Here is a 25,954-nt window from a genome sequence, read left to right as displayed (position 1 = left end):
ACCAGCCGCCCGCGGCGTTGCAAAGCCTCGCCGGGGCCGCACCCCGGCTTCGTTTTGCGCCTTGCGCTCGACCGGTTCTGGTGGCAACGCATCGGGGCTCCGTAGTGTGAACACGCCCTAGGTGGTCTCGCGCTCGGCGAGCACCTCGCGCGCCGCCCCCAACGCGTTGATGGCAGCGGGAAACCCGGCGTAGGCGGCCACGTGCATCAGCGCCTCGACGAGTTCTTCCCGGGTGCCGCCCACATTGAGCAGGCCATGAAGATGGACCTTCAGCTGCGGCACGGCGGTGCCCAGGGCCGCCAAGGCCGCCACGGTCACCAGCTCGCGCTCCAGCAGGGGCAGGCCCGGCCGTGTGTAGATGTCGCCGAAGCCGAACTCGATGATGAAGCGGCCCAGGTCGGGTGCGAGCTCCTTCAGCGACTCGATCACCTTCTCACCGGCGTGGCCATCGATGTGCATCAACGCTTCCCAGCCGGCACGGTAGCGGGCGTCGTGGGCGGTGTAGGCAGCGGGGCCTGCAGTGGCCACGGGGCGGAATTCGATCTGACGCTCGCGAAACACCTCTTGTGCCGCGAAGACGCCGTTCAGCCCGGTGGGAAAGCCGGCGTACACCACCAGGTGCATCATCAACTCGACGATCTCCGACGCCGTGCATCCCACGTTCAAGGCCCCGGCGACATGGAACTTCAGCTGCGGCCGAGCGTTACCCAGCGCGGCCAGCGCCGCCACGGTGATCAGCTGACGCTGCTTCAGCGTGAGCCGGCCCCGGGTATACAGCTGCCCATAGACGAAGCTGATCGCCATCGTGGCCAGGTCGGGTGCGATGTCGGCCAGGCCGGGAATGATCGATGGATCACGCGTCCCCTCGATTCGACGCAGGCATTCGAGGCCGTCTCGGTAGGCGGCGCTTTCGGTGGGTGTGTTCGTGCAGGTCATGGCCAGACCATACGTACATCTGTCTCGCTAGGCCAATGCTCTTTTTGCTGATACCTTGTCGGTATCAGAAGAAAGCCATGGGAGATCAATGAGACCCGAGTTGAAGCTGCGCCAGCTCACCTATTTCATCGCCGTGGCCGAAGAGCTCAGCTTCCGGCGCGCGGCGGAGCGCCTGTTCATCACGCAGCCGCCGCTGAGCCGGCAGATCAAGATGCTGGAAGACGCTTTGGGCACGCCCTTGTTCGAACGCGACCGGCAAGGCGTGCGGCTGACCGAAGCCGGACACGGGTTTCTCGCCGATGCCAGGTCGCTGTTGCGCGAATCCGAGCAGGTGATGGTTCGCTTCAAGCCCAAGCCCGCCGGCGCGAAGCTGGTGCTGACGCTCGGCATCACCACCGTCATCGATGTCGGGCTGTTCGCCGGTGTCGACGTCGAATTCGAGAAGATCTGCCCGGGCGTCCGGGTGATCGTCAAGCCACAGATCTCGGCCCACTCCATCCGCGATCTGAATCAGGGCACTATCGATGTTGCCGTCATCGGGCTGCCATCGCGCGCCGACGGGTTGGTCGTCGAGCATCTGTGCGACGATCCGCTGGTGGCATGCATTGCCAGCAACCATCCATCCGCCAAGAAGCGGCGGGTGTCCATCCTCGACCTGCAGCATGACAACCTGTTCTGGTTCGACCGCAAGCTCAACCCGGCGTACTACGACTACTGTCAACAGGTGTTCAAGCGGGTGGGCTTCAACCCTCGCCGCATCCCGGAGCCGGTTGACCATCACGTGTTGCTGGGCCTGATCGCCGTCGGGCAGGGCATCGCCCTGGTGCCACGTTCACTCAACTCGATGACCCGCAAGGGCGTGGTCTTCAAGGAAGTGATCGAGGGCGACCAACTGTGCATCCGCATCGGCGCGGCCTACCCGCCCACGCGCTCTTCACCCGCCGTGCTCTCGCTGGTGGGCATGCTGAAGAACCGGTTCGCTTGAGGCTCAGACACGCCCGCGCGAGCACCTCATGCCTCGGGCGGCACGTAAGGCAGCGAGCGCGTGCGAAACAGTGCTTGCCGGCCTTCCGACAGGTGCCGGGTCAGCTCCACCAGCGTTCCCATGTGCGCTGCATGTGACAGGCCGGTGACATGGAAGCCAGCGCGTAGCTTGGCGACCAACACGGGGTTGTTCAACACCGAGTGCTGCGATCGCACCGCGACGGCTGCCTGGTCTTGTGCGTACTGGCACACCGCCGTCAGCAAGGCTGAATAAATGCCCCTGCGGCGGTGCTCAGGAAGCACGCCACTGTGGGCCATGTAGAAAACCTGTCCACGATCCATCCAGCCGGTGGACCAGCCCACCCACTCGTCGCCCCAGTAGGCGACCCAGCGCCGCATGGGCGATGGTGGCACCGGGGCCGCCTCGTCGCGCGAAACGCTCGCGAGAGCTGCAGCCTCGGCCTGCATCACCTGCGCCCATTCGGTAGACGGCTGCTGGATCTGGGCGAACACCCGACGGCTCAATTGGCTGAACTCGGGCTCGGGGAACTTCTCGTGGTGTTGAACGACGACGAGTGCGGGGGCGGCCGGCGAAAGGGTCACAGGTGTGCGGCAAAGGAGTGTCGCGGCCGATTGCCGCCGGCCACATCCTACCGGTCAGCTTGGCTGGCCGGGTTGGGTGGGCCACCCAGCGGATTGCCACGCCACGATGCCGCCCGCGAGGTGGGCGACCTGTGATTAGCCCATGGTCTGCAGCGTCAACGCCGCCAACGCGGACCGACCGCCCGAGCCGCAGAACAGCACATAGTTGCGGCTCGGCGCCATACCGGCACGGTGAAAGGGACTGGCCGGATCGGCGTGGAACTCCAGCATGCCGCGCGGCACGCACACCGCGCCGGGGATGGTGCACGCGGCGTGTTCGCCGGTTTCACGGACATCAAGCAAGGTGATGGCGTCGTTCGTCAGCAGCGTCCGCAGCTCGTCAACCGAGATGCGCGCCACTTGTTCGTTGGCCTCGGCGACCATCGTCGCCGACGATCTGGGCAAGCTGGAAGGATGCTTCATGCCGCACATCTTGCCGGGTAGGCCACCGCGGATCCAACGCATGTTTTCGCTGAACAGTCATCGACTTTTCCCATCGTCGCTGTCCTGCTGGGGCCACCGTGCGCCAGCAGGCGTCGACTACCGGTCGGCTTCGCAGTCGTATGTCACCTTGTATGGCTGGCCAAAGCACTTCTCAAACCCCTTGACCTTGGCCAGGTTGGGGTGGCGCCAATTCCGCCCGGCCATGACCCCGCCGTCCACATCCCACACGGCTCCGGTGACCCAACTGGCCTGATCGGACAGCAGAAACGCCATCACGCTGGCCACGTCGTCGGGCTGGCCGACACGGCCCAAGGGATGGAAGGCGTTGAAGCCTTGGAGAGCGGCATGCACCTCAGCGGGCGGGATGAAGCCCTCGTAGATGGGCGTCTGCACCACCGCGGGCGACACCGCGTTCACCCGGATACGGTGAGGTGCAAGTTCCATGGCCAAGTGCTGGGTGAATGCGTGCAAGCCGGCCTTGGCCATCGAGTAGGCCGACGACGGCGTGGCGGCAATGGCCTGCCGGGCCCACATCGAGCCGATGTTGACGATCGCGCCCGGCCGCCCTGCCGCCACCATCTGTCTCGCGACCTGCTGGGTGACGAAGAAGAAGGCCCGGTTCAGCGCCATGTAGCGGTCGTAGTCGGCGCCCTGATGCTCCAGAAAGGGCTTGGGCGAGAAGACCCCTGCCGCGTTGACCAGCAGGTCGATGTCCGCATGGTCGTGGCGCAGGGTTTCGATCAGCGCCTGCACGTCGCTGTCCTGGCTCAGATCTGCTGGCAGCGCCGTCACCGGCCCGATCGCCGCGAGATCGCGGCAGGCGGCCTGCAATTTGTCGGCGCGGTGTCCGACGATGACGGCGCGGCCCCCCGCGGCCATCACCCGTCTGGCCGTCTCCAGCCCCATGCCGCTGGTGCCGCCGACGACCAACAATTTCTTTCCTTTGAACGATTCGCTCATGCCTAAAAACTCCTGTGAACAACGCCTGACCGGAGGGCTACCGATCCAGGCAGTGAGGAGATTCTTCAGGGCCACGGCTGTGCCGGCAAACGAGTTAAATTGCGTCAGCACCATAGAAAAACTTTCTTATGCAGCCAGCCCTTGTGCACCTCAATGCCCTTCGCGCCTTCGAGGCGAGCGCCCGCCACCGCAGCTTTGCGGCGGCGGCGGCCGAACTGCACGTGACGCCCGCCGCGGTCGGCCAGTTGGTCCGTGGGCTGGAAGAGTGGCTCGGCACGCCTGTGTTTCACCGCAGCAGCAGCGGCAAGTTGCGGTTGACGCTGACCGAATCCGCCCAACGCGCGCTGCCCGACATTCAGGCGGGCTTCGATCGCCTCGCTCAAGGCCTGGGCCGACTGAAGGAACGCGCTGCCGAGAGCGTGATCACGGTCACCGTCAGCCCGGCGTTCGCCGCGAAGTGGCTGCTACCCCGTCTGGACGATTTCCACGCCGCGCACCCTGACCTGGACGTGAGGCTGGACACCAGCTTGCGCCCGCTGGATTTCGTGGCGCAACGGATCGACATTGGCGTGCGCTATGGGGCCGGCCGCTGGCCCGGCCTGGTGGCCGACAAGTGGCTCGAAGAAGAGGTGTACCCGGTGTGCTCGCCGTCGCTGAGCGCCGCGCGCTCCTGGGCCAACCCGGCTGATCTGCTGCGTGAGACGCTGATCCACGATCTGTCGATGGACGAGCACGAGGGCTTCCTTCACTGGACGGGGTGGCTGCGGGCCGCCGGGGTGACGGGCCGGCTGGCGCCTCGCGGGCTGAAGATCAACAACTCGGGCGCGGTGCTGCAGGCCGCGGCCCAAGGCCAAGGCATTGCCCTGGCCCGTGGGTTGATGGCCTCGGATGACGTGTCGAGCGGCCGGCTGGTGCGGCTGTTTCCCGACATCCGGTGCCCCTCACCCCTGGCTTACCACGTGGTCTACCGCCCAGAAAGCGCCGAACTCGCCCGCGTCATGGCGTTCCGGCAATGGCTGTTCAGCCAGGTTCCTCACCCAACAACGCCGCACGTGTGAACACGACCTGGATCAGTCGCTGGCAGGTGCCCACGAACATCCGATTTCTCCGTTTCACTGGACCAGGTCGCACGCATCCAGCAGCTGCACCACCTGCTCGCGCGGGCAGTGCATCAGCACATCGAGCATCGACAGGAACGGCACGAAGTTCGGTGCCTGCTGCGGATAGAGCACCGGCCGCATCACGCAAAAGCGCAGGGCCATGCCGTCGCGTTCGAAGTCGGCCGCGTCGTAGAGGGCGCGCCCCCCCGCGGGGTTGACATAGGTCGTCGCCCCTTCTGCGCGGCAGACCGCACGCACGCGGGCCGAGGCGCGCAGCTCTGGCGGCAAGGCATGCGCCGATGAAAAGCCGTGCTCGAAGGGCAGGCCCAGGTACTCGAAGACCGCCGCCATGCAGCGCGCGTTTTTTCGGGCCACGTTCTCGTCACGCTCGAGCAGCACACGTTGCACGACGTCGTACACCGGTTCGAAACATGGCGCCTTGCCATAGGCCCGGTGCAGCAGCGCCAGCAGCGCCTGCCAATCGCCCACGTACTCGTGTTGCAGGATCGTCCGGTTCTGGCTCGCGTTTCTCACCGGCGCGGTGAACGGATGCAACTGCCCGTCCAGCAAGACCGCGTTGCGATGGATGTAGCCCTTCTTGATGAAGGCCACGTCGTCGAAGAAGACGAACCGATCCACCTGCCGAGCGAGTTGGAAGGTGCCCAGGTAGGGGAAGAGATAGGGCTGCAGCACCGCCACGCGGCGGCACGCAACGCCATCGGGTGGCGTGGCCGAAGCGCCACCGGTCGAGGTGGGCGAATCTGCCGCCCGCTCGACGCGCGTCATGGCCTCACGCCCGTCCGCTCACAGCAGCCACCACGTCTGCCTTCAGCTCGGTGCTGGACACGCCTTCGGTGCGCGGCAGGTAGACCACATCACACAGCGATTTGAGCTCGTCGAAGCGGCCGGTCCAGTCGCTGCCCATGACCACCGCATCCACGCCATGCACCAGCACGTCTGATTCCTTCTGCCCCCAATCGTTCTCGGGGATGACCTCGTCCACATAGCGGCAGGCACGCACCATCGCCACCCGGTCGGCGTAGGGCACCACCGCCTTCTTGCCTTTGATGGCATTGAATTCGTCGGTCGACACGGCCACGATCAGGCGGTCGTAACGTTGCTTGATGCGCTCGAAGAGTCGAACGTGGCCGATGTGGAACAGGTCGTAGGTGCCGTAGGTCAGCGCGATGGTCGGCCCGCCGTCGATGCGGGGCGTGTCGCCCATGTCGGGCAGGGCCCGCACGGGTTCAGGGCTCAGGGCTTGGACGGTCAGACTCATCGGGGCGCTCCCAGGTCGGCTTGGCGCACCATGAAACGGGCGCCACGATGCCCACTCTACGCAGCCCCGGCCAGCGTGATGCGCGAAGAAGCGAGGTGTTTCGACGCCGCTTCGCGTCGGGATGACGCGCCCCCTCGCCGGCCGCTGCGGGGCCTGTTCAGGCCGTCTCGGGCTGCGTGTCGATCGTCGACGTGGCGGCGCGCTCGGCCAGGCGCTGGTTTCGGCGCAGGGTTTCGACCTGGCCGAACTTCTTCGCGTAGGCGCGGCAGAAGGTGTCCAGCGCATCGGCCATGGGGTCGTGCGTCTGCACCTGAGGCGCCGGCGGGCGCACGGGATGGGTGGCGCGCTCCGTGGGAATGGCCAGCAGGATCGCCTCCCAACCGTCCTTCAACTGCACCCACTTGAAGGTGAAGCTGTAGTCGACACCGGTGGCGTGGATGGCCTGCGGCAAGGTGAAGGCGTCGTTCCACTTGTGATACAGGCAGATCGCGAGCTTGGGCTTGAAGTGGCGGATGGTGTGGCGCGCACCGTGCAGGGCCTGCAGCTCGGCGCCTTCGATGTCCATCTTGATGAAGTCCACCTTCTCCAGACCGAGCCGCATCACGTAGTCGTCCAGCGTGATGGTCTGGACACGGCTGCCCTGCGCACTCTTGCCGAAGATCGAGGTCGAGCCCTGGGTGGCGCCATCGGCGATCACGATCTCTTCGCCGGTCTTGTCGGCCAGCGCGAGCTTGTTGATGACCACGTCCACGCCCGGCCGCACACCGTTGCGCTCGAAGTTGTGCACCAGCAGCGCGAGGTTCTCATCGAGCAGCTCGAAGCTGTGGATCTGGCAGCGGCCACCCAGCTTGTGGTGGAAGTAGACCCCGGTGTCGCCGATGAACGCACCCGCGTCGATGATGACGTCGTCGGGCTGCAGCTGGATGTCGCCGTGCTCGTACTGCCCGTAGCGGATGTCGTGCGCACCCAGCCACCAGTCATAGCCCAGCATCTTGAAGTCGTAGCCTTGCGAGGTCATGTCGCGCAGGCGGTAGGGCACGCCGTTGAGCTCTTCCACCGGCCGCGGCTCGGTACGCAGCCGCTCGATGGTCGTGTCATACAGCTGGCGCTCAATCGGGTTGACCAGATCGATCTTGGCCCAACGCTTGAGAAACCACAGCAGGAACCGCGATTGGTCCACCGTGCACAGCCGGTCGTACAGCCCCGACGCGATCTCGGCGAGGTGCGGCGCGTATTTTTCGTAGAACACGCAGAACTTGTACAGATCGTCGTCGCGCAGGCGCGGCAGCAGGGCTGCGAGATCGTTGCGAAGCTTCATCGGTGGGCTCTCCTGATGTCGGCCGCAGCGTGCGGTCAGTGGGCGTCCAGCGCCAGGGCCACTTCTTCGAGCAGCAGCTCGTTGAAGCGCTCGCCGGCACGGCCGTCGGCGTGGTCGTGCAGGCGATCGCGCAGCGTCTGGCGGTGGCGTGCATGGGCGGCCGTTTCGGCGGCGCGGTTGCGCAAGGCCAGCAACAGCTCGTTGATGCTGCTCACCAAGGGGCCGGGCTTGGTGTCCAGCTTGTCGTCGTACAGCGCGCGTGAGCGAGTGACGTATTCCTGGTGGTCGGGGCGGAACAGAAGAATCGGGCGATCGAGCAGCAGGTAGTCGAACATCACCGAGGAGTAGTCGGTGACCAGCTCGGTGGTGTGCGGCAGCAGCGGGTAGATGTCGGTCCGCGGCGCCACGAATCGTGCGGTGGGCACGGCCTCTTTCAGCTGCGGGATCATCGGCTGCTCCACCGGGTGCAGGTTCACGATCAACAGGTCGCCTCGCTCGTCAAGCTGCTTGGCCAGGCGCTCCAGGCCGGCGTCGACCACCCAGGTGCCGCGCTTCACGTCGCGGAAGGTGGGGGCGTAAAGCACGACGCGGCGGCCCGCCTGCCGGGCCGCCACGGCGGCGTTGAGCATCTCGAGGTCGACGTTGAGCAGATCGCCTTCGGTGGGCTCGCGCAGCAGCACGTCGTTGCGGGGATAGCCGATCGGCGCATAGCGCTCAAAGCTGAACCAGCGTCGCCATTCATTCTCGGCCGACGCCGCGGTGCCCACCATCCGGGTGTAGGGGCCGGTCGTGGCCAGCACCTTGGCGTAGCGTGGCGTCATGTTGCGCATCGGCGCCAGGTTGCGCAGGCCGATCTCCTTGATCGAGATGCCGTGCCACAACTGCACATGCCGCGCCCCGGCGAGCAGCGCGGGGGCATAGGGGTTGGGGTTCAGGAAGTGGTCGCAGGTGACGACAACCGCCGCGGACAACGCCGCATGCACATGCTCGGCCGACCAGTCGGCGTGCCGGTGGGGAAAGCACTTTTCGCCCAGGCTCTTCGCCATGCGCTCCTGCTCGGCGTTTTGCGGCAGCAGCCAGGCGGTGATGCCCTCGGCCTTGGCGCGCTCGCGGAAGGCCAGCCAAGCGTACTTGGCATTGCAGCCCAGATAGGTGGTGGCCACGAAAACCACCACGCGGTCTTTCGGGTGCATGCGCGAGACGCGTTCCAGATCGCGGCAGCTGCGCTCCAGCGCGAACTGCTGCTCCAGCTCGACCACCCGGCTGTTGAGCGCCCCGATGGCGGCCAGCGCCGCCTCGGCGCCACCGGCGAGCTGCGGGGGCGCCGGTGCCGCCACCTGCTGCGCCTGCTCTTGCAGCCCGACCACCGCCTCGACCAGTTGCTCCACCGCCTGGCTCAGTTGGCCGCCAAAGGCCTCGATCGCGCCCAGGCGCTCGTCCAACGCCGCCCAATCGTCGCCAACGGGCAACGCAGGCGGCAAGCCGGCGGGGTTCACGGAAGGGGGCAGCGAGGCGTTGATCATGGGCAGGGCTTCTTCGGCCGATCCACCGGCCAATGCGCCATCACTGTAGGCAGCGCCCCGCGCGGTGAAGGGCGGATATGCGGCGCCAAGTCGGGCCTGTTTGGCGCCCCGGTGGCCCGCCGCAAGCACGTCGGGCAACCGTCTCAGACCCACGGGCGAGCCCACGCGGCGCGCGTGAAATTCCACACATTCGCGGCGAACCGGCGCACACTGTCGTCCACAGCGCGGAAGGAAGACTCGGTCGCCTGCAAGGCTGCTGCCAGCGCAAAGGCGACCACGTGTCGTGCCGCAGGGCCGGTGCCGCCCACCCGCGCAGCGAGGGAGCCATGCGCAGTTGGATGACAGACGCAGCCACGGCGACCCGGCCACTGCGACGCAGGCCGGCCGGCCAGGTCTTGCCCGAAGGCGGCTCAGCGGCGCCTCCCCGCCAGCCTCGCCCACCGTCCTGCTCACCACCTCGCCCACCGCCTACCGACCGAGCGGTTACCCGCCCGTGTGCCAGGCCGCCTCCTGATGCGTCAGAGCCCCTCGAAGGCCCCCTCGCGGCAGCCGTTTACCCGCCCCGCGACCGACAGCGTGTAGGAATTTGCCTGACAAGGCGGACGGAAAAAGCCGGACTTCAGCCGCGGAAGTGAACTGATGTTTCGGCTTTGTTTCGATCCTTACAGTTCATCCCATGCCGAGACGACAAGTCTCTTCTCCCTGAAACAGCAGACAAGCCAAGGAACGAATCATGGACACCAACCAGATCCTCGCCGAGATCCGCGAAGCCAACCTGTCGTACCTGATGCTGGCTCAGAGCCTGATCCGCGCCGACCGCGAACAAGCGCTGTTCCGCCTGGGCGTCTCGGAAGAAACCGCCAACCTGATCGCCACGTTGACCCCGGCACAGATGATGAAGATCGCCACCGGCAACACGCTGCTGTGCCGCTTCCGCATGGACGATGACCTCGTCTGGGGCCTGCTCACCAGCCACGGCAAGGCCGCCGCCAACGACAGCGTCAGCCGCCTGCACGCCTCGATCCTGATGGCCGGCCGCCACCAGGAAGCAGCCTGAATGTCTGCCCTGGGCTTGCGGGTACGCAAGCCCACCCCCGAGGGGTGGCCGAGCCGCCTTGGGAGCGGCCCGGCGCCGGCTCGGTACGCGATGAACACACCTGAGGACGGAGAAACACACCATGGCCCGCACCAAGAGCATCCTGACCGAAGCCAAGCAGATTGAGCGTGCCGTCACGCTGATCAACCTCGGCGCCCGCCTGCAGGTGCTGGAGTCGGAGACCGACCTGTCCTACGAGCGCCTGCTGCGCCTCTATAAAGAGGTGTCGGGCAAGTCGCCCAGCAAGGGCCAACTGCCCTTCTCGACCGACTGGTTCATGACCTGGCAGCCGAACATCCACGCCAGCCTGTTCCTGAACATCCACGAGTACCTGAACAAGACGTCGGAACTCGAGGAAATCGACACCGTCATCAAGGCCTACCAGCTCTACCTGGAGCAGACCTCGGCGCAAGGCCTGGAGCCCATGCTCTCCGTGACCCGCGCCTGGCGACTGGTGAAGTTTGTCGACAACGGCATGCTGACGATGACCAAGTGCACCAAGTGCGGCGGGCACTATGTCAGCCACCCTCACGAGATCGCCAAGCACTTCATCTGCGGCCTGTGCAACCCGCCCGCCCGTGCCGGCAAGGGCCGTCAGGCCGGCGCGCTGCAACTGCCTACTGCCACCGGCGCGCGGCAGCTGGCCACCGACGACGTCGTCTGAAGCCCTCGGGGCCCAGGCCATCTCTGCCAACTATTCCCGGCTTGCAGGTTACCGAATGCATCGGCACTTGAAACCCGGGGGCACCGGCCGAATACAAACGGTGTCGGAACTGATTTTGTTCATGCTTGTCTCCTCCTAGCACAACCCCTGTGCTTTCAGGCGGACTCCACGTGAGTCCGCCTTTTTTCTTTTTGCATTGCAACAAACGCCCGGGTTCACGGGCAATTCAGGGGTTTTGGCGCTCAAGCCGCGACAAGGGCTAACCGATATCACCGCAAGGACCGCAGTGCTGCGGCCTCGAGCGCACCCACGTTAGCCCGGAATCCCTCAACATGTTTGTCATCGTCGGTTGGCTGGTCGCCATCGGTTGCATCTTCGGCGTGTTCGTCGCGCACGGGGGCAACATCGGCGTCGTCCTGCATGCGTTGCCGTTCGAGCTGATCACCATCTTCGGCGGTGCGCTGGGCGCCTTCGTGGCGAACAACCAGCCCAAGGTCCTCAAGGCCACTGCGAAGGGGCTGGGCGCCTGCTTCAAGGGCTCGAAGTATTCGAAGGCCCGTGCGATGGAGCTGCTGGCGCTGCTGTACGAGATCCTGCAGAAGGCGCGCAAGGAAGGCCTGATGTCCATCGAGAAGGACGTCGAAGACCCGCACAACTCGCCTCTTTTCCAGAAATTCCCCACCGTCGGACACGATCACCATGTGGTGGAGTTCATCACCGACTACCTGCGCATGATGGTCTCCGGCAACCTGAACGCCCACGAGATCGAATCGCTGATGGACAGCGAGGTCGAGACCCACCACCACGAGGCACACGCCGCCGCAGCCGCCATCGCGCGCCTGGCCGGCGCCCTGCCCGCCTTCGGCATCGTGGCCGCGGTGCTCGGCGTGGTGAACACCATGGGCTCGGTGGGCCAGCCGCCCGCGGTGCTCGGCGGCATGATCGGTTCGGCCCTGGTGGGCACCTTCCTCGGCATCTTGCTGGCCTATGGCTTTGCCGAACCCCTGGCGGGCCTGCTCGAGCAAAAGATCGACGAAGACGGCAAGGAGCTGCAGTGCATCAAGACCACGCTGCTGGCTTCGATGCAAGGCTACGCGCCACAAGTGGCCATCGAGTTCGGCCGCAAGGTGCTCTATTCCACCGAGCGCCCCACCTTCAGTGAGCTGGAAGGCCACGTGAAAGGCAAGAAGTGACCCGGCTGCGCATCACCCGCGGCACCCGTCCGCTGATTAAGACGATGGAGGCTGAGCATGGCCGGTGACGCCAAGAAGCTGCAGCCGATCATCGTCAAGAAGATCAAGAAGGGCGGCCACGGCGCCCACGGTGGCGCCTGGAAGATCGCCTACGCCGACTTTGTCACGGCCATGATGGCCTTCTTCCTGCTCATGTGGCTGCTGGGCTCGACCACCGAGGGCGACAAGAAGGGCATTGCCGATTACTTCGGCTCACCACTGAAGGTGGCACTCGCCGGCGGAGCCGGCTCGGGCGACGCCTCGCACGTGGTCAAGGGCGGCGGCGAAGACCTGACCCGCTCGAACGGCCAGATCAAGCGCGGCGATGTCGATGCACCGAAGAAGACGATCAATCTGGCCGCCCTGAAGGCCGAACAAAAGCGCGCCGAAATCGCCAGGCTGAAAGAGATCAAGAACACGATCGAAGAAAAGATCCAGGCGAGCGAACGGCTCAAGGCGCTGTCATCCCAGATCCGGCTGGACATGACGCGCGACGGCCTGCGAATACAGATCGTGGACGAGCAGAACCGACCGATGTTCGATTCGGGCAGTGCGGTGGTCAAACCGTATATGCGTGAGCTGCTGCAGGCCATCGGCGCGATCCTCACCGAAGTGCCCAACCTGTTGACACTGGAAGGCCACACCGATGCCACCCCGTTTGCGGCCGGCGAGTTCCGCTACAGCAACTGGGAGCTGTCGGCCGACCGCGCCAACGCCTCCCGACGAGAGCTGATGGCCGGCGGGCTCGCCGAGAACCGGGTGCTTCGGGTGCAAGGCCTGGCCTTCAGCCAGCCCTTCCTGCGCAACGAACCCACCAGCCCGAGCAACCGCCGCATCAGCATCATCGTGATGAACCGTGAAGCGGAAGACCGGGTATTCCGCACTGCCGTCGAGGAGACCGAAGACGGCGATGAAACGGCCTCAAGTCCCCCGTCCCGTTGACCGATAACGCTTCAAACCTCGCTGACCCCGCTGAAGGACCGCCATGAACCAGAGTGACCTGAAATTCCTTGTTGTCGACGATTTCTCCACGATGCGCCGCATCGTGCGGGGCCTGCTCAAGGAGATGGGCTGCAACAACTGCGAAGAAGCCGAAGACGGCCAAGTCGCTCTCGGCATGCTGAAGTCGGCCAAATTCGACTTCGTGGTCAGCGACATCAACATGCCCAACATGAACGGCTTTGATCTGCTCAAGGCGATCAAGGCCGACGACTCGCTCAAGCACCTGCCCGTGTTGATGGTGACGGCCGAGGCCCGCAAGGAAGACATCGTGCTGGCCGCCCAAAGCGGTGCGGCGGGCTACATCGTCAAGCCGTTCACCAAAGCGACTCTGGAAGAAAAAGTCCAGAAGATCATGCAAAAAATGGCCGCGACGGCCTGACCCGGGAGTACCGACATGAAGATGGAAGACATTTCCAAGCTTTCAGCGGCAGAGCCGCTGCAGGTCTCCCCAGAAGTGTTTCAGCAGTTGGGCAACATCACCCGCGTGCTGCACGACACGATGCAGCAGCTGGGCGTGATGCCCAAGCTGCAGATCGCGACCGACGGCCTGCCCGATGCGCGCAGCCGCCTGAGCTACATCGCCACCAAGACGGCCGCGGCCGCCGAGAAGGTGCTGAACTCGGTGGACCAGGCCAAGGCCGAACACGCCGAGATCGCCGCGGCGACGCGCGCCCTGGCAGATGCCATCGTGGCCGATCCGGTGCGCACCGTGGCCAGCGGCGCGGTGATGAATTTCGTCCACGACGTGGAACAGCGCACGTCACGGATCGATTCGCACCTGACCGACATCATGATGGCCCAGGACTTCCACGACCTGACCGGCCAGGTGGTCGCGAAGGTGGTGACCTTGGCCAACGACCTGGAAGACAGCCTGGTCAAGCTGCTGGTCCAGGTGGTGCCCGCAGATCAACGCGAGAAGGTCGACCCCACGGTGCTGCAAGGCCCCGTGGTGAACCCGGAAGGCCGCACCGACGTGGTGGCCGACCAGGGTGAGGTCGACGATCTGCTGGCGAGCCTCGGGTTCTGAGCCGCACGGTCAACGGCTCTTCCTTCGCAACGCGCCCTCCGGGGCGCGTTGTCGTTTCGAGCGCGCGAGTGCGGCTCGATCAGGGCCAGATCCGCGCCAGTCGGTGCACGCGGCCGCTGATCAGCTTCGCCCCCGGCCCTTCGGCGAAAAGGGTCGCGTGGGTGAAGTCTTCGCTGGGGAAGAAGACTTCCGTCATTTGCAGCGCGCCGTCGTCGGCGAAGAGCTCGGCCGACGAGGCGTCGAAGAACAGGCGCAGGCGCAGCGGCCCGCCGCCCGGTGGGCGCAGCGCGGTGTGCACGGTGCCGGCGAAACGGGCTGAGAAGCGGTGGTCGCCGGCCTCGGTGCGGTCGCTGTAGTAGAGCTGTTGGGTGGCATCGAATCCGATGCGGTAGCGCTCTCCGCGTGAATTGGACAACTCGACACCGCAGCGGCCCATCGTGCCCGGCTCGAGCACCAGCTCAAGCTCCATCGCCCGGGGGTCGATGCCGCCGCTGGCGGTGACCAGATCGATGGACGCGCCGCGGATCGGCGCCGCGGCCAGCGAAGCGCTCTGCTGGCGCAGCGTTTCGAGGGCCGGCAGCGGCCGGGTGTGCAGCCGCAAGCCGAGCGGGGTCTGCCGCAATGACAACGTGACCGGCAGCGTCATCGCACCGCGCCAGCTGCTGGCGGGCACCTGGCGCGCGTAGTCCCAATTGCTCATCCAGGCGATGAGCGCACGCTGGCCCTCGCTGCCAAAGGGCCAGGTGAGGCCACCGAAGTGGTCACGCCCCTGGTCGAGCCACACGCCACGGCCGTAGGGCACTTCGCGCTCGAAACGCTCGTCGAGCACGAACTGCTCGCCATCGAACTCGCCGATGAAGTACTGCATGCCGGAGCCACTGTTGGGCGAGCCCGCCGTCATGCTCTGCAGCAGCACCCAGCGCTGCTCACCCCCGCCGCCGTTCTCGACGGGCAGCGCGAACAAGTCCGGCGATTCCCAGGCCGAGGCATGGCTGCCAAAGCGGCGGCCGAAGTCGCTCTTCCACTCCCAGCGTTTCAGATCGCGCGAGACCCAGAATTCGACGTGATCGCCGGCCGCCACCACCGCCACCCAGCGGCGGCTGGGCGCGTGCCGCAGCAACTTGGGATCGCGAAAGTCTTTCGCCGCGCCGGGGTTGGGCATGACTGGCTCGTCGTCGAAGGCGAGCCAGCTGCGGCCACCGTCGACGCTGTAGGCCAGGTGCTGCGTCTGGAAATCGCGCCGATCGTCGATTTCGGCCGCCATGTCGTGGCGGGTGTAGAGCGCCACCAGGGCCTGTGCGCCGAAGCCGGCGGTGTTGTCGGTGTCGACAACGGTTGAGCCTGAGAAAGCAAAGCGCTCTTCCTCGGGTTCCAGCGCGATCGGCTGAGGCCCCCAGCGCACCAGGTCGCGGCTGGTGGCGTGCCCCCAGTGGATGGCCCCCCACAGCGTCGCCGCCGGGTGGTACTGGTAGAACAGGTGGTACACGCCTTGGTGGAAGACCAGGCCGCAGGGCTTGTCCATCCAACCCGCCGAAGGCGTGAAGTGGAACTGCGGGCGGTGCGGCTCGCGGTAGTTGCTCAATGGCGGCGCGATCAGCTTGCGCGCGGTTTGGCAGGCCGCCAGCCAGGGGGCCAGTGCGGAAGCGGTGATCAGCAATCGGCGACGCATCGACTATCAGACTCCATCAGCTTGGTGCGCCCACATCATGCGGGCCCACCCGTTTCGGCCAGGCGCGCCAAAACCACCGGCCGGTGCTCCACCGGCCCCGGTGCCTCGACACGAATCGTGGCCGCCAACTGCACCAGCGCTTCATCCGCCGTGGTCTCGTCGGCCGCATGCACCCACAGCACGGGCTGCCCCCGCTGAACGGGATGGCCGGGCGGCAGCACGTCGGCCAGGCCCACGCGCACATCGATCGGGTCTTCGGCCCGGCGTCGGCCGCCGCCCAGTTGCACGACGACCAGGCCCAGCGAGCGCGTGTCGATGCCGCCGAGTTGACCGTCGGCGGGCGCCTTCAAGGGCTTGACCACCGGCGCACGGGGAAGTTCATCGTCTTCCAGGACACGGCGCGGCCCGCCCAGCGCGGCGACCATGCGGCCAAAGCACTCGGCAGCCTGGCCGCCTTCGAGCACCTGGCGCGCCCGCACTTCACCTGCGGCGGGGGTATCGGCCAAGCCCCCCAGGTGCAGCATGTCGCCCGCCAGCGCCAGCGTCAGCGTGAGCAGGCGCGGCTCCTGGGCGCGGCCAGTGAGGAAATCGATCGCCTCGCGCATTTCGAGCGCATTGCCGGCGTGGTGTCCGAGCACCTGGTTCATGTCGGTCAACAGCGCGCGGGTGGGCATGCCGGCGGCGCCGGCCACACGCACCAGCGCCTCGGCCAGCGGCCGGGCCTGGGCCATGTCGCGGCAGAACGCCCCGTTGCCGACCTTCACGTCCATCACCAGCGATTGCAGCCCGGCCGCGAGCTTCTTCGAGAGGATGCTGCCCACGATCAACGGCAACGATTCGACCGTGGCCGTGACATCGCGAATGGCATACAGCCGCCGATCGGCCGGCGCCAGCGCCGCGCTGGCGCCCACGATCGCGCAACCCGCCTCACGCACCACCTGGCGCAACCGGGCCTGATCCGGCATCAGCTGGTAGCCGGGCCAACTGGCGAGCTTGTCCAGCGTGCCACCGGTGTGGCCCAGGCCGCGGCCGGAGATCATCGGCACGAAGCCGCCACAGGCCGCGATGATGGGCGCCAGCATCAGGCTGACCTTGTCGCCCACGCCACCGGTGGAATGCTTGTCCAGCACCGGGCCGGGCAGGTCGGCGCGGCGCCAGTCGAGGCGCTCACCGCTGTCGGCCATCGCCCGGGTGAGTGCCACGGTTTCAGGTTCACCCATGCCCTGCAGGCACACCGCCATCGCCAATGCAGCGACCTGGGCATCGCTCCAGTGCCGCGCATCGCCCGGCACGGCACACAAGCCGTCGACGAATGCCTGGATCTCGCGCGCGGGCAGCGCGCCGCCGTCTCGCTTGTGGCGGATGACTTCCTGCGCCAGCACGGTCGTCATGTCGCCCACCGTGCTCAATAGCCTGCGCCGGAGACGGAGGACGCTCGCCCGCTCAACACGGCGTCGATGTCGTCCAACAGGCCGCTGGCGCCGATGCGAAAGCGCGCGGGCGCTGCGGCCTCGGCGCCAAGGTGCTCGGTGACCAGCTTCAGATAGAGCCCCGCCTCCGCCACGGTGCGCACGCCGCCGGAGGCTTTGAAGCCCACCGCAGCCCGGCGCGCATCGCCGGCGATGGCACGCAGCATCGCGCGAGCGGCTTCGGGCGTCGCCCCGGTGGGCACCTTGCCGGTGCTGGTCTTGAGGAAATCGGCGCCCTCGCCCAGCGCGATGCGGCTGGCCTCGGTGATGTGCGCGTCCGACTGCAGCATGCCGGTTTCGAGGATGACCTTCAGCGTGAGCCCGTCGGCAGCGCGCCGCGTGGCGGCCAGCACCCGCGCCACCGCGCCGGTGTCGCCGTCCAGCAGCGCCTGCCAGGGCAGCACCACGTCCACCTCCTGCGCGCCGGCCTGCACGATCTCGCCCACGTCGCGTTGGGCGCGCTCGGGTTTGGCCTCGCCGTGGGGAAAGTTCGCCACCGCCGCCACGCGCACACCGGCGGGCGCTCGGCGCCGTGCCAACGCAGCCAAGCGCGGCCACACGCAGACGGCGGCCACCTCGCCATGGCGCGTGTGCGCGCGCTCGCACAGGCGTTCGATGTCGGCCTCGGTGTCGTCGTCGTTGAGGCGGGTGAGATCCAGGCAGGCCAGGGCCTGGCGGGCCGCCTGCTGCAGTTCAGCGTCGTTCATGGTCACGCAGTCTCCGGGGGCAGGGCTTGCAGGATCGCACAGAGCAGCGCCACCGCCCGATCGCCGGCTTGGGCGGCGACGCTCAGCGTCTGGTGGTGGCTGAGCGCCACCTCGGCCAGGCCACATCCGAGGTTGGTGATGAGCGACAGCGCGAGCACCTTCAGCCCAGCATGCCGAGCGAGGATGGTCTCGGGCACGGTGCTCATGCCGACCGCATCGGCACCCAGGCGTTGCAGCATGCGGATCTCGGCCGGTGTCTCGAACTGTGGGCCGAGCATCCAGGCGTAAACCCCCTCGCGCAGCGGGCTGCCCAAGGCCTGCGCCGCCGACTGGGCCTGCTGCCGCAGCAGCGGATCGTAGGCGTCGGCCATGTCGACGAAGCGCTCGTTGCCGGTCTCACCGATGAGCGGCGAGCGCTGCACCAGGTTGAGGTGATCGGCGATCAGCATCACTTCGCCCGGGCCGAGCGCCGGGTCCAGGCTGCCGGCGGCGTTGGTCTGCACCAGCGTGCGCACGCCGGCTGCCGCCAGCGTGCGGATCACGCCCTTCATCGCCGCCGCATCGCCGGTCTCATAGGCATGCTTGCGACCGCACAGCACCATCACCGGCGTGGGGCCGATGCGGCCGATCAGCAGGCGGCCGGCGTGGCCACCCACGCCGATGGGCGGGAACGCCGGCAGATCGCCATACGGCACGTCGACCGCGTCTTCCACCTCGGCCGCGAGGCCACCCCAGCCAGAGCCCAGCACCACGGCGATGCGGGGCCCAGGTGCGCCGCCGGCGCGCTCGCGCAACAGCGCGGCGGAGCGGCGCACGTCAGATTCGAATTCAGGATGCATCGCCGCTGTCTTTCTGGCTCGCAGGCAAGGGGGAAGTAGAGAGGTTCTGGGGCCCGAAGCTCGACGGCAGCAGCGCAGCCAGCGTGTGCTCGCCGCGCCAGCCCTGCGCGTCGGCGATGCGCACGGGCAACGACGGAGCGCCGAACTCGCGCAGCTTCTGGCGACAACCGCCACACGGCGTGACCGGCTCGGTGCCGGCACCAACGACCACCGCCGCCACGATGCGGCGCCCGCCCGCCAGCACCAGGGCCGACAAGGCCCCAGCCTCGGCGCACACGCCTTCGGGATACGCCGCGTTCTCGACGTTGCAACCGGCATGGATGCGACCCGCTTCGTCGAGCAATGCCGCGCCGACATGAAAGTGGGAGTACGGTGCATAGGCGCGTTCACGCGCGCCGCGCGCGGCCTCGAGCAAGGCATGCCACTGCGCTTCGGGCAAGGGGGCGGCGCGCTGATCCAGGTCTTCGCTCATTCAACGCTCTTTGACATACGGCTGGCCCAGGGCCTTGGGCGCGCGGGCGCGGCCGATGAAGCCTGCCAGCAGCACCACCGTCAGCGCATACGGCAAGGCCTGGATGGCCTGAACCGGCACGGCGCCGATGCCCGGCAGCGGGGTACCCTGCAGCCGGATGGCCAGCGCATCGAGGAAACCAAACAGCAGGCAGGCACCCAAGGCCCCCAGGGGGCGCCAATGGCCGAAGATCATCGCGGCCATCGCCATGTACCCACGGCCGGCCGTCATGTTGGGCACGAACTGCGGGCTCTGGGCCAGCACCAGGTAGACGCCGGCCAGGGCGCACAGCACACCGTTGAGCGCCAGCGCCTGATAGCGCATACCCACCACGGACACACCCGCGGCATCGACCATCGCCGGGTTCTCGCCGGTGGCCTGAAGCCGCAGGCCGAAGCGGGTGTGGTCGAGCAGCCAGACCACCACGGGCACCAACAGCAGTGCCACGTACACCAGCGCGTTGTGCCCCAGCAAACCGAAGAAGGGCGTGGCACCGCCCGGCCCGCCGAACCAGCGAGACAGCCGCAACTCGTCCGGCAGCGCTGGCGTCTGCCCCCCGAGGTGGAACCAGGCCATGCCGAGCACCACGGTCAGCCCGGCGCACGTCATCGTGATGGCCATGCCGGCCACCACCTGATCGCCTCGGTGGCTGACACACGCATAGCCGTGCAGCATCGACAGCAACACGCCCACCACGATCGCGATCAGGAAGGCCAGCGGCAGCGACCCGGTCAGCGCCGCGGCACTGCCCGCGGCAAACGCGGTGGCGAGCATCTTGCCTTCGAGGCCCAGGTCGATGACGCCCGCGCGCTCGGACAAGGTGGCCGCCAGCGCGCAGAGGATCAGCGGCGTCGCGACCCGCAGCGTCGAAGCGATCAGCGTCGCCAGGCCGATCTCATCCATGGACGGCCTCCTTCGCGGCGGGTGCGCTGCGCCAGCGGGCCCAAAGTTTCGCCAGCGTCGGCGCGGCCGCCTGGCCGAGCGCGCCGCAGAACAGCACGATCAGGCCCTGCAGCGTGAACACCATGTCGCGGCTGACCCCCGGCATCTCGAACGACAGCTCGGCCCCGCCTTGGTAGAGCGCTCCGAACAACAAGGCAGAGAGCGCCACGCCCACGGGGTGGTTGCGCCCGATGAGTGACACCGCGATACCGGCGAAACCGGCGCCCACCACATAGTCGAGCAGCAGGCGGCCTTGCACCCCCGCCAGCTCGTTGATGCCCAACAAGCCAGCCAGCGCCCCGGAGACGCACATCGCCACCATCACCTGACGCGCCGGGCGGATGCCGGCATACTGCGCCGCCCCCGCCGAATGGCCCACGGTGCGCACGGCGAAACCCGAGGTGCTACGCCACAGCCACAGGTACACGCCCACCAGCGCGGCCACGGCCAACAGCACCGACAGATTCAACGGCGAGCGGGGCCATTCGATGCCGAGCGCCGCGAGCGCGTCGTGCACCCCGGGCATCAGCGCGGCCGGCCCGAACGAACGGCTCTCGACGGTCATGTTGCCGGGCTCTTTCAACACCTCGACCAGCAGGTACGACAGCAGCGCCGAGGCGAGAAAGTTGAACATGATGGTGGTGATCACCACATGGCTGCCCCGCCAGGCCTGCAGCGCCGCCGGCACCGCCGCCCAGGCCATGCCGAACAGCATCGAAGCAACGATCATCGCCGGCAGCACCACCCACGCGGGGTAGTGATCGCCCAGCCACAGCGCCACGAGCGCCGTGCCAATGCCCCCCAGCATCGCCTGGCCCTCGCCGCCGATGTTGAACAAGCCAGCGTGGTAGGCCACCGCGACGGCCAGGCCGGTGAAAACGAAGGTGGTCGCGTAGTAGAGGGTGTAGCTGAAACCCATGGCGCTGCCGAATGCGCCGCGCAGCAACAAGCCCAACGCCTGCGCCGGGTCTTGCCCGGTGAACGCCACCACCAGCGCGCTCACGGCCAGCGCCATGCCCACATTGAGCACGGGCAACACGCCCAGGTCGATCCAGCGGGGCAGCTCGTAACTCTGGCTGCTGCTCATCTTGTCCTCTTGGCGCCCAGCGCCGCCGTCACCCGCGGGGAGATTCCGCCCTGGCTGCTGTCCGCAGATGGGCCCAGAGATGGGCCCAGTGAGAGGCCTTGGGGGCTCATGCCGCCTCCTTCGCCACAGCGCCTGCTGCCACCCCAGCCATCAGTCGCCCGAGCGCGGCCTCGCTGCAATCGGCGATCGGCAACTCGCCCGCAATGCGGCCGGCGTTCATCACCAGAACGCGGTCGGCGAGCGCGAGGATCTCGTCCAGCTCGGACGACACCAGCAGCACCGCGCCACCTGCGTTTCGCATCGCGCGCAGGCGCTCGTGGATGAACTCGATCGCGCCGATGTCCACGCCGCGCGTGGGCTGCCCCACCAGCAGCACCTGGGGCTGGTGCAGCGCCTCGCGGGCGAGCACCAGTTTTTGCTGGTTGCCGCCCGAGAACTTGGCGCTGCGCAACATGGGCGCCCGGGGGCGGACGTCGTAGTCTTCCATCATCCGCACGGTGTCTTCTCGCATGGCCACGCGCCGGGCCAGACCGCGCCGGGCATAACGGGCCAAGCGGTGGTAACCGAGCACTGCGTTCTCCCAGGCCGCCAGCGGCAGCACCAAGCCTCGGCGGTGGCGATCTTCCGGCACGTGGGCCAGCTTAAGCCGCCGGGCACGCGCCGGCGTCAACCAGCGCGCCGGTTCGAACCTTTCACCCGCCAGCTGAAGATGGCCCGCCATCGGTGCCGACAAGCCTGCCAGCACATCGAGCAACTCGCTCTGGCCGTTGCCAGAGACGCCAGCGATGCCGACGATCTCGCCGGGCCGCAGCGCCAGCGACACATCGTTCAGCCGCACCACGCCTTGCGCGTCGCGCCAGGTCAGGCCCTGCGCCTGCAGCAAGGGGGCCGTGCCGGCTGGCGAAGCGGCCACCTCGCGGCGGCCCAGTTGGACGCGCCGGCCCACCATCGCCTCGGCGAGGCCGTCGATCGTGGTGTCGGCGGTACGGGTGTCCAGCACCACCTTGCCAGAACGCATCACCGTGACCCGATCGCACAGTGCGGCGATCTCCTTGAGCTTGTGGGTGATCAGCAGCACCGTGCTGCCACGCTCGCGCAGTTGGCGCAGCGTGCCGAACAAGGTGTCGGTCTCGGCGGGTGTGAGAACGGCCGTCGGCTCGTCGAGGATGAGGATGCGCGCACCGCGGTACAGGGCCTTCAGGATCTCCAGACGCTGGCGCTCGCCCACCGGCAGCGTCTCGATGATGGCATCGAGATTCAACTGCAGGCCGGTGTCGCGCATCAGCGCCTCGAGCTCTGTGCGCACGCGCTGACGCGCCGGCCCCAGCCGCCAACTGGGCTCGGCCCCGAGCAGCACGTTGTCCAGCGCGGTGAAGGTCTCGACCAGCATGAAGTGCTGGTGCACCATGCCGATCCCCAGCGCGATCGCATCATGGGAATGGCGGATGCGGGCCGGCCGGCCGTTGATCGCGATCTCGCCGCTGTCGGCCTGGTAGAAGCCGTACAGGATCGACATCAGCGTGCTCTTGCCCGCCCCGTTTTCGCCGACGATGCCGTGGATGCTGCCGCGCTCGACGCGCAGGCTCACCTCGTCGTTGGCCCGAAGCTCTCCAAAGCGCTTGCAGATGCGCGTCATCGCCACTGCGCTGGCGGGCGCGGTGGCCGAAGGCTCCATCGCGCTCAAGGCGTGCAGCTGTTGTTGGTCATGTAGTCGACGACCTTGATCTTGCCGGCGATGATGTCGGCACGCGCGGCCTCGACCTTGGCCTTCATGGCGGCGCTGACCAGCTTGGCGTTGTGTTCGTCGATGGCCACGTCCACGCCACCTTCCTTCAGCCCGAGCACGGTCAGGCCGGGCGTCGACTTGTTGGCGGCGTTGTAGACGGCCACGTCGACCCGCTTGACCATCGAGGTCAGCATCGTGCCCGGATGCAGATGGTTCTGATTGCTGTCCACGCCAATGGCGAGCTTGCCGGCGTCCTTGGCGGCCTGGAACACACCGACGCTGGAGCCGCCGGCCGCCGCGAAGATCACATCCGCTCCCTTGGCCATCTGGGCCTTGGCAAGCTCGCCGGCACGCGAGGGATCGCTCCACGCGGCGGGCGTGGTACCGGTCATGGCGCCGCTGATCTCGATCTTCGGATTGGCGTAGCGCGCGCCTTGCTCGTAGCCGCACTGGAACTTGCGGATGAGGGGAATGTCCATGCCGCCGACGAAGCCGAGCTTGCCCGTCTTGCTGGCCATGGCGGCCATGATGCCGGCCAGGAAGCTGCCTTCGTGCTCTTTGAAGACGATCGATTCGACGTTTGGCTGCTTGACCACCGAATCGATGATCACGAACTGTTGCTTCGGAAACTGCTTGGCGACCTTCTCGATGCTCGATCCCTGCGAGAAGCCGATGCCGATCACCGGGCTCGCGCCCCGCTCGGCCATGCGGCGCATCGCTTGTTCGCGCTGGGCCTCGTTGGCGATCTCGAAATCCAGGTAGGACTTGCCGGTGTCTTTTTTCCAGCGCTCCGCGCCGCGGTAGGCGGCTTCATTGAAGGACTTGTCGAACTTGCCACCCATGTCGTAGACGAGGGCGGGGTCGGCCCAGGCAACGGCCGTGAGGCCAGCCGACAGCGCGGCGGCAATGGTCAATCTGCGGAACATGAAGGTCCTTGGCGAGGATGCCGGGTTCTGAAGTGGCGGGGAGGATAGCAACTTTGAAGCCTGATTCAGGGACAGGGCGCCGGGTTCCGTGCCGGCGGGGCCGGCGCCCGCCGCGGGCGACCGGCATCGGTGCTGCATCCGATCGGCCCGGTGGCCCGTAAAGAAGCCCACGGACGCTGCGGGCAGTTGACTTTGGTCAGGTGACGGAGCGCCGAGCCCTTTTGTCCACCTGGAGTTCCATCCATGCCATCCCATCGTCACCCTCTGGCGCGACGCGCCAGCCCCCTCGCCGCCGCCGTGCTGCTGGCCCTGGCCGGCGGCGCCCAGGCCTCCAGCCATCGCGAGGCACCGTTCATCACCACCTCGCCCAAGGTCGACGCCGCCGACTTCTACCTGTTCAACAGCTACGAGTCCGGCCGAAGCAACTTCGTGACGCTGATCGCCAACTACCTGCCCCTGCAAGACAGCTACGGCGGCCCCAACTACTTCGACCTCGACGGCAATGCGCTGTATGAGATCCACGTCGACAACAACGGCGACGCGAAAGAGGACCTGACATTCCAGTTCCGCTTCAAGAACGAGTTGTCCAACGGCGGCACCGGCATCACCGAATCGGTCGGCGACCAGTCGCCCCAGATCGCGCCCTTGCAAAAGGGCACGGTGAGCACCCGGCGCGACCCGCATCTGCAGATCAACCAAACCTACACGGTGACTCTGGTGCGGGGCGACCGGCGCACCGGCACCGCCTCGGCGGTGACCCAGGCCAGCGGCGGCTCGGCCACCTTCGACAAACCAGCCGACAACATCGGCTCCAAGACCATCCCTGACTACGCGGCGTACGCCGGCCAACACATCTACGCCGTGAACATCCCGGGCTGCTCGACGCCGGGCCGGCTCTTTGTCGGCCAGCGGCAAGACCCGTTCGCGGTGAACCTCGGGGTCATCTTCGACCAGGTGGCCGCACCGGTCTCGGCACTCACCGATCCGAACGCGATCGGTGCCTCGGCCAGCACACTGGCCGACAAGAACGTCACCGCGATCGCACTCGAAGTGGCCAAGAGTTGCCTCACGCAGGGCAGCGAGACAGTCATCGGCGGCTGGACCACCGCCAGCCTGCGGCAGACGCGCCTGCTCGACCCCAGCCCGAAGCCGGGCCTGCAGACGGCCGAGCGCGCTGGCGGCGCGTGGACGCAGGTCTCGCGCCTGGGCATGCCGCTGGTCAATGAGCTGGTGATCGGCCTGAAGGACAAGAACCGCTTCAACGCCGCCAAGCCGAAGGACGACGGGCAGTTCGCCGGGTACGTCACGAACCCGTCGTACCCCAAGCTGCTGGAAACCTATCTGGAACTGCCCGGCGCTGCGCCGACGAACCTGCCGCGCAACGACCTGGTGACCACGTTCCTGACGGGCATTCCCGGTGTGAACAAGCCGGCCAACGTGGTCGCGTCCGAGATGCTGCGGTTGAACACCGCGATCCCCGCCGTGCCGTATGCCCAGCAGAACCGGCTGGGCATCGTTGGCAACATCCTCGCCGGGGGCAACGACTCGGCGGGCTACCCGAACGGCCGGCGGCCGAAAGACGACATCGTCGACATCTCGCTGATCGCGGTGATGGGCGGCCTGTGCGTGGCCAATGGCGACACGGACGCGCTGGGCTTCGGCACGGCCTGCAAGCCTTCGGTGGTGCCCCTGGGCTCGGCGGTGTTCAACCTGAACGACAACGTCGACCAGGCGCAGCAGCCCTTGCTGCCCGGCTTCCCCTACCTGAACACACCCATCCCCGGGGCCGGTGCCGTGGCGGCCAAGACCGCAAAGACAGCCCAGTCCGCCCCCGCAGCGATGCGTGGCCAGGGCCGCTGAATCGAGGAGAA

Annotated in this window: 26 protein-coding genes; 9 read left to right on the top strand and 17 right to left on the bottom strand. The window is 67.2% G+C overall.

Going from position 1 to position 25,954, the window contains the following annotated elements:
- Positions 1-117: 117 nt before the first annotated feature.
- Positions 118-936: a carboxymuconolactone decarboxylase family protein gene (locus tag AACH06_RS27320; protein WP_341428985.1), complete on the bottom strand. Its 819-nt coding sequence runs from the start codon at positions 934-936 to the stop codon at positions 118-120.
- An 88-nt stretch (positions 937-1,024) separates the two neighbouring features.
- Here AACH06_RS27320 and AACH06_RS27315 point away from each other — a divergent pair, with 88 nt between their 5' ends.
- Positions 1,025-1,921: a LysR family transcriptional regulator gene (locus AACH06_RS27315; RefSeq protein WP_341428984.1), complete on the top strand. Its 897-nt coding sequence runs from the start codon at positions 1,025-1,027 to the stop codon at positions 1,919-1,921.
- Between the two features lie 26 nt (positions 1,922-1,947).
- Here the strand turns inward: AACH06_RS27315 and AACH06_RS27310 are convergent, their stop codons facing one another.
- The 3 genes from AACH06_RS27310 to AACH06_RS27300 all read right to left on the bottom strand — a co-directional run bounded on the left by AACH06_RS27310 (position 1,948) and on the right by AACH06_RS27300 (position 3,966).
- Complete coding sequence (locus AACH06_RS27310) at positions 1,948-2,523, bottom strand: GNAT family N-acetyltransferase (protein ID WP_341428983.1); 576 nt, start codon at positions 2,521-2,523, stop codon at positions 1,948-1,950.
- A 135-nt stretch (positions 2,524-2,658) separates the two neighbouring features.
- Positions 2,659-2,985, bottom strand: coding sequence for a rhodanese-like domain-containing protein (locus tag AACH06_RS27305; protein ID WP_341428982.1), 327 nt, complete (start codon positions 2,983-2,985; stop codon positions 2,659-2,661).
- Positions 2,986-3,102: 117 nt separating this feature from the next.
- Complete coding sequence (locus tag AACH06_RS27300) at positions 3,103-3,966, bottom strand: SDR family NAD(P)-dependent oxidoreductase (protein ID WP_341428981.1); 864 nt, start codon at positions 3,964-3,966, stop codon at positions 3,103-3,105.
- Positions 3,967-4,094: 128 nt separating this feature from the next.
- Here AACH06_RS27300 and gcvA point away from each other — a divergent pair, with 128 nt between their 5' ends.
- Positions 4,095-5,024, top strand: coding sequence for a transcriptional regulator GcvA (gene gcvA / locus AACH06_RS27295; protein ID WP_341428980.1), 930 nt, complete (start codon positions 4,095-4,097; stop codon positions 5,022-5,024).
- A 54-nt stretch (positions 5,025-5,078) separates the two neighbouring features.
- Here gcvA and AACH06_RS27290 read toward each other — a convergent pair whose 3' ends face one another.
- From AACH06_RS27290 to AACH06_RS27275, 4 genes are all read right to left on the bottom strand, one after another.
- Complete coding sequence (locus tag AACH06_RS27290; protein ID WP_341428979.1) at positions 5,079-5,852, bottom strand: WbqC family protein; 774 nt, start codon at positions 5,850-5,852, stop codon at positions 5,079-5,081.
- A 4-nt stretch (positions 5,853-5,856) separates the two neighbouring features.
- Positions 5,857-6,345: an adenylyltransferase/cytidyltransferase family protein gene (locus AACH06_RS27285; protein ID WP_341428978.1), complete on the bottom strand. Its 489-nt coding sequence runs from the start codon at positions 6,343-6,345 to the stop codon at positions 5,857-5,859.
- Positions 6,346-6,502: 157 nt separating this feature from the next.
- On the bottom strand, positions 6,503-7,663 hold the full coding sequence (locus tag AACH06_RS27280; RefSeq protein ID WP_341428977.1) for an FkbM family methyltransferase: 1,161 nt from the start codon (positions 7,661-7,663) through the stop codon (positions 6,503-6,505).
- 35 nt (positions 7,664-7,698) lie between these two features.
- Complete coding sequence (locus tag AACH06_RS27275) at positions 7,699-9,186, bottom strand: CDP-glycerol glycerophosphotransferase family protein (protein ID WP_341428976.1); 1,488 nt, start codon at positions 9,184-9,186, stop codon at positions 7,699-7,701.
- Positions 9,187-9,919: 733 nt separating this feature from the next.
- On the opposite strand from AACH06_RS27275, the gene flhD reads away from it, so the two are divergent.
- The 6 genes from flhD (at position 9,920) to AACH06_RS27245 (ending at position 14,207) form a co-directional block, all read left to right on the top strand.
- Positions 9,920-10,243 carry a flagellar transcriptional regulator FlhD gene (gene flhD / locus AACH06_RS27270; protein ID WP_329722013.1) on the top strand — a complete coding sequence of 108 codons (324 nt, stop codon included), beginning with the start codon at positions 9,920-9,922 and terminating at the stop codon, positions 10,241-10,243.
- Between the two features lie 121 nt (positions 10,244-10,364).
- Complete coding sequence (flhC, locus tag AACH06_RS27265; protein WP_341428975.1) at positions 10,365-10,946, top strand: flagellar transcriptional regulator FlhC; 582 nt, start codon at positions 10,365-10,367, stop codon at positions 10,944-10,946.
- Between the two features lie 332 nt (positions 10,947-11,278).
- Entirely contained in the window at positions 11,279-12,139 is an 861-nt protein-coding gene (gene motA, locus AACH06_RS27260) for a flagellar motor stator protein MotA (RefSeq protein ID WP_341428973.1), read from the top strand.
- A 57-nt stretch (positions 12,140-12,196) separates the two neighbouring features.
- Entirely contained in the window at positions 12,197-13,120 is a 924-nt protein-coding gene (gene motB, locus AACH06_RS27255) for a flagellar motor protein MotB (protein ID WP_341428972.1), read from the top strand.
- Positions 13,121-13,163: 43 nt separating this feature from the next.
- Entirely contained in the window at positions 13,164-13,559 is a 396-nt protein-coding gene (gene cheY, locus AACH06_RS27250) for a chemotaxis response regulator CheY (protein ID WP_341428971.1), read from the top strand.
- Between the two features lie 15 nt (positions 13,560-13,574).
- Positions 13,575-14,207 (top strand): protein phosphatase CheZ, encoded by a 633-nt coding sequence (locus tag AACH06_RS27245; protein WP_341428970.1) that lies wholly within the window; start codon positions 13,575-13,577, stop codon positions 14,205-14,207.
- Positions 14,208-14,286: 79 nt separating this feature from the next.
- On the opposite strand, the gene AACH06_RS27240 is transcribed toward AACH06_RS27245, so the two are convergent.
- The 9 genes from AACH06_RS27240 to AACH06_RS27200 form a co-directional block, all read right to left on the bottom strand.
- Complete coding sequence (locus AACH06_RS27240; protein WP_341428969.1) at positions 14,287-15,876, bottom strand: glycoside hydrolase family 32 protein; 1,590 nt, start codon at positions 15,874-15,876, stop codon at positions 14,287-14,289.
- Between the two features lie 35 nt (positions 15,877-15,911).
- Positions 15,912-17,267, bottom strand: a complete 1,356-nt coding sequence (gene deoA, locus AACH06_RS27235; RefSeq protein ID WP_341428968.1) for a thymidine phosphorylase — start codon at positions 17,265-17,267, stop codon at positions 15,912-15,914.
- Between the two features lie 14 nt (positions 17,268-17,281).
- Complete coding sequence (deoC, locus tag AACH06_RS27230; RefSeq protein WP_341428967.1) at positions 17,282-18,052, bottom strand: deoxyribose-phosphate aldolase; 771 nt, start codon at positions 18,050-18,052, stop codon at positions 17,282-17,284.
- A gap of 2 nt (positions 18,053-18,054) precedes the next feature.
- Positions 18,055-18,891: a purine-nucleoside phosphorylase gene (locus AACH06_RS27225; protein WP_341428966.1), complete on the bottom strand. Its 837-nt coding sequence runs from the start codon at positions 18,889-18,891 to the stop codon at positions 18,055-18,057.
- Entirely contained in the window at positions 18,881-19,363 is a 483-nt protein-coding gene (locus AACH06_RS27220) for a cytidine deaminase (RefSeq protein ID WP_341428965.1), read from the bottom strand. The genes AACH06_RS27225 and AACH06_RS27220 overlap by 11 nt, the downstream gene beginning before the upstream one ends.
- A complete protein-coding gene (locus AACH06_RS27215; protein WP_341428964.1) occupies positions 19,364-20,305 on the bottom strand; it encodes an ABC transporter permease in 942 nt (313 codons plus the stop codon).
- Complete coding sequence (locus tag AACH06_RS27210; RefSeq protein ID WP_341428963.1) at positions 20,298-21,431, bottom strand: ABC transporter permease; 1,134 nt, start codon at positions 21,429-21,431, stop codon at positions 20,298-20,300. Before AACH06_RS27210 ends, AACH06_RS27215 begins: the two co-directional genes overlap by 8 nt.
- A gap of 106 nt (positions 21,432-21,537) precedes the next feature.
- Positions 21,538-23,106 (bottom strand): ABC transporter ATP-binding protein, encoded by a 1,569-nt coding sequence (locus AACH06_RS27205; protein ID WP_341428986.1) that lies wholly within the window; start codon positions 23,104-23,106, stop codon positions 21,538-21,540.
- A 5-nt stretch (positions 23,107-23,111) separates the two neighbouring features.
- Complete coding sequence (locus tag AACH06_RS27200; protein ID WP_341428962.1) at positions 23,112-24,083, bottom strand: BMP family lipoprotein; 972 nt, start codon at positions 24,081-24,083, stop codon at positions 23,112-23,114.
- 243 nt (positions 24,084-24,326) lie between these two features.
- Between AACH06_RS27200 and AACH06_RS27195 the strand changes: the two genes are divergently transcribed.
- A complete protein-coding gene (locus AACH06_RS27195; protein ID WP_341428961.1) occupies positions 24,327-25,943 on the top strand; it encodes a DUF4331 domain-containing protein in 1,617 nt (538 codons plus the stop codon).
- Positions 25,944-25,954 lie beyond the last annotated feature (11 nt).

Origin of the sequence: Ideonella lacteola, from assembly GCF_038066555.1 — a bacterium.
GTDB classification, from domain to species: Bacteria; Pseudomonadota; Gammaproteobacteria; order Burkholderiales; family Burkholderiaceae_C; genus Ideonella; species Ideonella lacteola.
This window is presented reverse-complemented; position numbering and strand designations above follow the sequence as displayed.

What these genes read in the sequence shown, in the direction of transcription:
- AACH06_RS27320 (WP_341428985.1), bottom strand. Translation starts at nt 936, where the DNA reads ATGACCTGCACGAACACACCCACCGAAAGCGCCGCCTACCGAGACGGC.
- AACH06_RS27315 (WP_341428984.1), top strand. Translation starts at nt 1,025, where the DNA reads ATGAGACCCGAGTTGAAGCTGCGCCAGCTCACCTATTTCATCGCCGTG.
- AACH06_RS27305 (WP_341428982.1), bottom strand. Translation starts at nt 2,985, where the DNA reads ATGAAGCATCCTTCCAGCTTGCCCAGATCGTCGGCGACGATGGTCGCC.
- AACH06_RS27300 (WP_341428981.1), bottom strand. Translation starts at nt 3,966, where the DNA reads ATGAGCGAATCGTTCAAAGGAAAGAAATTGTTGGTCGTCGGCGGCACC.
- gcvA (WP_341428980.1), top strand. Translation starts at nt 4,095, where the DNA reads ATGCAGCCAGCCCTTGTGCACCTCAATGCCCTTCGCGCCTTCGAGGCG.
- AACH06_RS27290 (WP_341428979.1), bottom strand. Translation starts at nt 5,852, where the DNA reads ATGACGCGCGTCGAGCGGGCGGCAGATTCGCCCACCTCGACCGGTGGC.
- AACH06_RS27285 (WP_341428978.1), bottom strand. Translation starts at nt 6,345, where the DNA reads ATGAGTCTGACCGTCCAAGCCCTGAGCCCTGAACCCGTGCGGGCCCTG.
- AACH06_RS27280 (WP_341428977.1), bottom strand. Translation starts at nt 7,663, where the DNA reads ATGAAGCTTCGCAACGATCTCGCAGCCCTGCTGCCGCGCCTGCGCGAC.
- AACH06_RS27275 (WP_341428976.1), bottom strand. Translation starts at nt 9,186, where the DNA reads ATGATCAACGCCTCGCTGCCCCCTTCCGTGAACCCCGCCGGCTTGCCG.
- flhD (WP_329722013.1), top strand. Translation starts at nt 9,920, where the DNA reads ATGGACACCAACCAGATCCTCGCCGAGATCCGCGAAGCCAACCTGTCG.
- flhC (WP_341428975.1), top strand. Translation starts at nt 10,365, where the DNA reads ATGGCCCGCACCAAGAGCATCCTGACCGAAGCCAAGCAGATTGAGCGT.
- motA (WP_341428973.1), top strand. Translation starts at nt 11,279, where the DNA reads ATGTTTGTCATCGTCGGTTGGCTGGTCGCCATCGGTTGCATCTTCGGC.
- motB (WP_341428972.1), top strand. Translation starts at nt 12,197, where the DNA reads ATGGCCGGTGACGCCAAGAAGCTGCAGCCGATCATCGTCAAGAAGATC.
- cheY (WP_341428971.1), top strand. Translation starts at nt 13,164, where the DNA reads ATGAACCAGAGTGACCTGAAATTCCTTGTTGTCGACGATTTCTCCACG.
- AACH06_RS27245 (WP_341428970.1), top strand. Translation starts at nt 13,575, where the DNA reads ATGAAGATGGAAGACATTTCCAAGCTTTCAGCGGCAGAGCCGCTGCAG.
- AACH06_RS27240 (WP_341428969.1), bottom strand. Translation starts at nt 15,876, where the DNA reads ATGCGTCGCCGATTGCTGATCACCGCTTCCGCACTGGCCCCCTGGCTG.
- deoA (WP_341428968.1), bottom strand. Translation starts at nt 17,267, where the DNA reads ATGACGACCGTGCTGGCGCAGGAAGTCATCCGCCACAAGCGAGACGGC.
- deoC (WP_341428967.1), bottom strand. Translation starts at nt 18,052, where the DNA reads ATGAACGACGCTGAACTGCAGCAGGCGGCCCGCCAGGCCCTGGCCTGC.
- AACH06_RS27225 (WP_341428966.1), bottom strand. Translation starts at nt 18,891, where the DNA reads ATGCATCCTGAATTCGAATCTGACGTGCGCCGCTCCGCCGCGCTGTTG.
- AACH06_RS27220 (WP_341428965.1), bottom strand. Translation starts at nt 19,363, where the DNA reads ATGAGCGAAGACCTGGATCAGCGCGCCGCCCCCTTGCCCGAAGCGCAG.
- AACH06_RS27215 (WP_341428964.1), bottom strand. Translation starts at nt 20,305, where the DNA reads ATGGATGAGATCGGCCTGGCGACGCTGATCGCTTCGACGCTGCGGGTC.
- AACH06_RS27210 (WP_341428963.1), bottom strand. Translation starts at nt 21,431, where the DNA reads ATGAGCAGCAGCCAGAGTTACGAGCTGCCCCGCTGGATCGACCTGGGC.
- AACH06_RS27205 (WP_341428986.1), bottom strand. Translation starts at nt 23,106, where the DNA reads ATGGAGCCTTCGGCCACCGCGCCCGCCAGCGCAGTGGCGATGACGCGC.
- AACH06_RS27200 (WP_341428962.1), bottom strand. Translation starts at nt 24,083, where the DNA reads ATGTTCCGCAGATTGACCATTGCCGCCGCGCTGTCGGCTGGCCTCACG.
- AACH06_RS27195 (WP_341428961.1), top strand. Translation starts at nt 24,327, where the DNA reads ATGCCATCCCATCGTCACCCTCTGGCGCGACGCGCCAGCCCCCTCGCC.